This is a genomic window from Sphaerospermopsis sp. FACHB-1094 (assembly GCF_014696195.1).
GTDB lineage: Bacteria > Cyanobacteriota > Cyanobacteriia > Cyanobacteriales > Nostocaceae > Sphaerospermopsis > Sphaerospermopsis kisseleviana.
In genome coordinates, this window is the sequence record NZ_JACJPT010000197.1 from 1 (window position 1) to 5,160 (window position 5,160).

At 34.3% G+C, this 5,160-nt stretch carries 4 protein-coding genes; 3 read left to right on the forward strand and 1 reads right to left on the reverse strand.

Translation table 11 applies throughout. The features are described 5' to 3' along the window. Nucleotides 1-414 precede the first annotated feature (414 nt). Nucleotides 415-1,398, forward strand: coding sequence for a serine/threonine-protein kinase (locus H6F47_RS26785; protein ID WP_190651777.1), 984 nt, complete (start codon nt 415-417; stop codon nt 1,396-1,398). A 107-nt stretch (nt 1,399-1,505) separates the two neighbouring features. Here H6F47_RS26785 and H6F47_RS26790 read toward each other — a convergent pair whose 3' ends face one another. Further along, nucleotides 1,506-2,213 carry a Uma2 family endonuclease gene (locus H6F47_RS26790; RefSeq protein ID WP_190651781.1) on the reverse strand — a complete coding sequence of 236 codons (708 nt, stop codon included), beginning with the start codon at nt 2,211-2,213 and terminating at the stop codon, nt 1,506-1,508. A 158-nt stretch (nt 2,214-2,371) separates the two neighbouring features. On the opposite strand from H6F47_RS26790, the gene H6F47_RS26795 reads away from it, so the two are divergent. After that, nucleotides 2,372-2,638, forward strand: a complete 267-nt coding sequence (locus H6F47_RS26795; RefSeq protein ID WP_190348795.1) for a hypothetical protein — start codon at nt 2,372-2,374, stop codon at nt 2,636-2,638. A gap of 232 nt (nt 2,639-2,870) precedes the next feature. Then, nucleotides 2,871-5,045: an ATP-binding domain-containing protein gene (locus H6F47_RS26800; protein ID WP_190651783.1), complete on the forward strand. Its 2,175-nt coding sequence runs from the start codon at nt 2,871-2,873 to the stop codon at nt 5,043-5,045. Nucleotides 5,046-5,160 lie beyond the last annotated feature (115 nt).

The following is a 5,160-nucleotide window of genomic DNA, read 5'->3' on the forward strand; positions in this document are numbered from 1 at the left end:
TGTGGCTTTGAGATTGACAGAGATTTAAACGCTGCGATTAATTTAAAACAAGAAGCGGTCAGATTGATCGTGTTAGCCTGTGGACTAGATAGTGCCGACACTGCTAGGATTTCAGTGAGCGTAGTCGAACTGGTGAAACAGGAAGAAAAAGCCAACTTTTGTTAGCATTAGTTAGCTTTTTTGTATCGGATGAAAGCCAGTTGAGGCATTTACGCCTCACAAGAAATTATGGTTTATTCACAGGAGTCGGGGATCTTACCCCTGAATCATTACCGTAAAAATACTTAATAAATCAACCAAGGTAAATTTCACCAATCATAGCATATTTGGTATAGTATAGATTAAGTAAAATTTCTTAATCTTTGCTGATGCTGAAGATGAAGAAGGGGATCATCTCTGTGCTGGTGGTGCTATATGAATAATATTGGTGGAAAATATCGACTGCTCGAAATTTTAGGAAGTGGTAATTTTGGGACAACTTATTTAGCAGTGGATCAGGATGGAAAAAACTACGCGGTTAAACAATTGACATTTTCTAGCAATGAGCCAAATAAAATAGCGATCGCTCAACGCAAGTTTAATGATGAGAAAGAAATTTTACAAAAGTTGCAAGCTCATCAACAAATTCCTGATTTTGTAGATTATATCGCAGAAAATCAACAATATTACTTAGTACAACAATATATTGATGGTGAAACATTAAGGGAAAAACTGCATAAAGATAAAAATTTGAGTATTGAAAAATCTCAAAAAATTCTCTTAGATATCTTAAAAATACTCCATTATATTCACAAAAAAGGTATTATTCATCGTGATATTAAACCTGATAATATTATGATAGATCATGATGACAAGTTATTTTTAATAGATTTTGGTGCAGTCAAAGCAGAAAATCCCAATGATACAAAATTACAAACACCAGGTACTAATATATTTTCCCGTGGATATGCACCCATAGAACAAATGAGAGGTTATCCAAAAAAAAATAGTGATATTTATGCACTGGGAATGACAATAATTGAATTAATTACGGGATTAAAACCTGAGAATTTAACTGATACTTGGTATAGGGATATTAATATTATTCCCGATGATTTAAAAGAGATTTTATGTAAAATGATTGATGAATATCAAGATACCAGATATCAATCAGCGCAGGAAATAATTAAAGACTTACAAAAACCCCCATCTGTACAGAAAACAATACCTTTATCAAATGGGAAAATAAATAATTCATCTGTGAGTATTTCTAGTCGTTCAGGAACAGATATGATTTTATTTGGGGTGATGTTTACATTAATTTCTATCCTGATTTTTCATACTGCAATGTTACCAGGTATGAAAAAACAAAATGAGCAAATTCCTGGAACTACGGGAAAAATTATCAAATCAGAATAGAGATTGAATAGATACCAGTGATCAGATCCCCGACTTATTTTACTATCCTATAAATAAAATGTAGATTGATCGCAGAAGTCTGGGATCTGGGGATATATAACTACTAATTAAATATCATCTGGGTTAACTCCTAATTCTCGTAATTTATGCGCTAACCTTTCCGCTTTTAATCTTTCCTGATCTGCACGTTGTTTTTCTCGTTGTGCAAACTCTTCAGGAGTTAGCAACCTTTCACCTTGTTGATTATACCAGTATAACCATTCTCTATTTCTCCCTAAATAAGTACCCCTTTCTCTTCCTAAAGCTAAACCAATTTCTGGCATCCATAACTGCCCTTGAGGTTGTAAAATATATTGATGATTTTCTAATTTATAAATCTCCAAAGGTTGACGTTTTCGCCGACATTGACGATTAGGGACATAAATTGCATAATATAAAATTCCTAACTTTGCATAGTCAATTTTCTTTCTTTCATATTCGCCCCCGTAGGTTTTAGACACAACTTCTAAAGCAAAAATAGGGGGAATATTATCTTCTTCCCACAGTACATAACTTAACCTTCCTTCCTCACCAATAAAACGTTCTACACCCAAACTCAAAAAACCATCAGGAACTAAAGGTGGTTTACTTGGTGCATAGTAAATACTCATATCCACACCAAAAAACCAATCATTTCTATTTTGCCAAACTAAAGCTAAAATTGCTTCTAATAAATTAGGAATTAGGTTTTGTAATCCGTTATCCACTGGAGTATCATCAGAGTCAGGAAGTTCCGCAGAAGATGGAAGACATTGACGCAAATCGTAATTTAACATAATCGTCTTCACTATAACTATAATATGTTGATTTTAACATAAATAAAGTAAAAATAAAAATGAAAATAAAAAATATAACAAAACAAATAGATGTGAGTGTAGAGTATTTATGTTATAATCATTAACAATAAAAAATAATAACTTGAGGATTTTTCAGAATGACTACTCTTAACAATCTCAATTTACCCGATGAATTATATCAACAAATAGTAAAACTAGCTAAGGCTGAACATAACTCTATAGAATCTCAAATTGTACTACTTTTACAAACAGCATTAGACATAGAACAACAGCAAATAGAATCAGGAAGACGTACTAAAATTTTGAAACTATTAGAAGAAACCCAAAATATTCGTCGTTCAAATCCAGCAGATTTGAAGTTGCGAGATAGTACAGAAATGATTAGAGAAGATAGAGATAGATGACGAATACTTTCAAATTTGTACTAGATACCAGTGTATGCATCAACCTATGTTCTGACTATGTTCTGATCAATATTGTACTGACAGTAACTTACACAAAGTCACATTTTTTTGAGAAAAACCGTAAATTTATAGTTAAAAATACGGAAAAACCCATATCCGTATAATCTCACTGTTCACAAGCTATAGATAGTGTTAGCTTAACAGTATTAACCATCTTATACAGGTAAAACAAATGGCTGTAGGCATCGAAGAACAGGGTAGCAAATTTATCACTACCGAAGCTATAAAAAATCAAGACGGAGAGCAGAAAGTATGGGATGCTGTACGGGGTGCATTTGCAGATAGAAACTGCATTGGATATTGGCGGTATCCTATTTTTTTCAAAGTAGGAGAAACCAGAAAAGAACCGGATATATTAATAGTTGATCGAGAATTTGGAGTATTAGTCATTGCTGTTCAATCTCTAAATATTGACCAGATTACTAATATTAACAGGCAAATTTGGCAATTGCAAAATAGTGACGTTACCGAAATCAATCCCTATCAAATTGTAGAACATCAACTGCGATCAATCATATCCTATAGTGATAGAGAAGCTGCACTTTGGAGAAAAATTAACGGTAGAGCGATCATTGCTTTACCGCATATTACATCACAACAATGGCAAGAAAAAGGTTTTCATGAATTACCCGATATTCCGCCAATTATTTTTCAAGATCAATTAGGTAAAGCTGGTTTAATAGAACGCATTAACCAAGCTAATATTATCATTCCTGGTGAAAATATCGAAGATAAAGATTGGGAATTATTACTTTCGGTAGTTGGCGGTACTCCTGTATTGCGTAAACCTCCCCGTGAACGAGTTGCAACTATAGGAAAAACCCGTTCTGCTGTTATTGACAGTTTACGAGAAAAACTCTATGAAATAGATTTACAACAGGAACATATCGGTAAAGAAATTCCTCCCGGTCCCCAACGTATTCGCGGTATTGCAGGTTCAGGAAAAACAGTTTTACTCTGTCAAAAAGCCGCAAGTATGCACTTGAAACATCCAGATTGGGATATTGCCTTAGTATTTTTTACCCGTTCCTTATATGATTTAATGATTGGTTTATTGGATCAATGGATACGGCGTTTTAGTTGTGGAGAAATGCACTATGATCCCAAAACAAATTTAAAATTACAGGTACTTCATGCTTGGGGTGCAAAAGAACAACCTGGTTTATACAGTACCATTTGTGAATATCACGGAAAAAGACCGGGAACAGTCCAGAATACTAAGGAAAGACAACCAAACCGGGGGTTAATAGATTTAAGTAAACGACTTTTAGAAGAAATCAAAATTGAACCAATGTTTGATGCAATTTTGATAGATGAAGGTCAAGATTTAGTAGCAGATGATGATTTAAAATATGAAGATAAACAAGCAATTTATTGGTTAGCTTATCAAGCATTAAAACCAGTAAGTGAAGATAAAACCGAAGAAAAAAGATTAATTTGGGCTTATGATGAAGCGCAAAGTTTAGATAGTTTAGTAGTTCCTAAAGCTAAGGAAGTTTTTGGGGAAAAATTAAGTAATTTATTGAATAAACAACCTCTATATTCTGGAGGTATTAAACGTTCTGAAGTAATGCGTCGTTGTTATCGCACACCCGGGCAAATTTTAACTGCTGCTCATGCAATGGGAATGGGTTTATTACGTCCTGAAGGAATGTTAACAGGAATTACAAATAAAGAAGATTGGCATAGAATTGGTTATGAAGTAAAAGGAGATTTTCGCCGAGTTGGTCAACCAATTACTATTACTAGAAAACCTGAATTTTCACCAAACCCTATTCCTGAACTGTGGGGAGAACCGGTTTTAGAATTTGAAACTTTTTCTTCTCATGAAGCAGAAATGACTGCTTTATCAGAAAAGATAATGCACAATATTGTCCATGATGGACTTAACCCCAGTCGGGATATTTTGGTTTTAGTTTTAGGTTCACCTTTGGAAGTAATGGAGTTAGAAACATCTGTTGCAAGTTTTTTAATGGAACAGGACATTGATGTTTATATTCCCACTGCTTTAAAATTAAATGATTTAGTTCCCCAATATCCCAATAATGATCCTGATAAATTTTGGTGTGATGGTGGGGTGACGGTTTCTCGTATTACTCGCGCAAAAGGCCATGAAGCAGATATGGTTTATGTGGTAGGTTTTGATCACGTTGCACGGAATGAAAGTGATGTAAGTTTTCGTAACCAGTTGTTTGTTGCGTTAACGAGGGCGCGGGGTTGGGCAAATTTAAGTGGTGTAGGTAATTATCCCATGTATGATGAGATGCGGAAAGTCATTGCTAGTGGTGAGAGTTTCACCTTTGCTTATAAGCGTCCGCCTAAGCGGGATATTGGGGATGGGGATTGATATTTTATAAGACATAGAAATAGTAATACTTTTGCAGGTGGTATGAGGTAATCCTTCATAAGTTTTTACCCATCCAATTGTTGGTAGTTTTATTGATGTGCCACCTACAGGAATT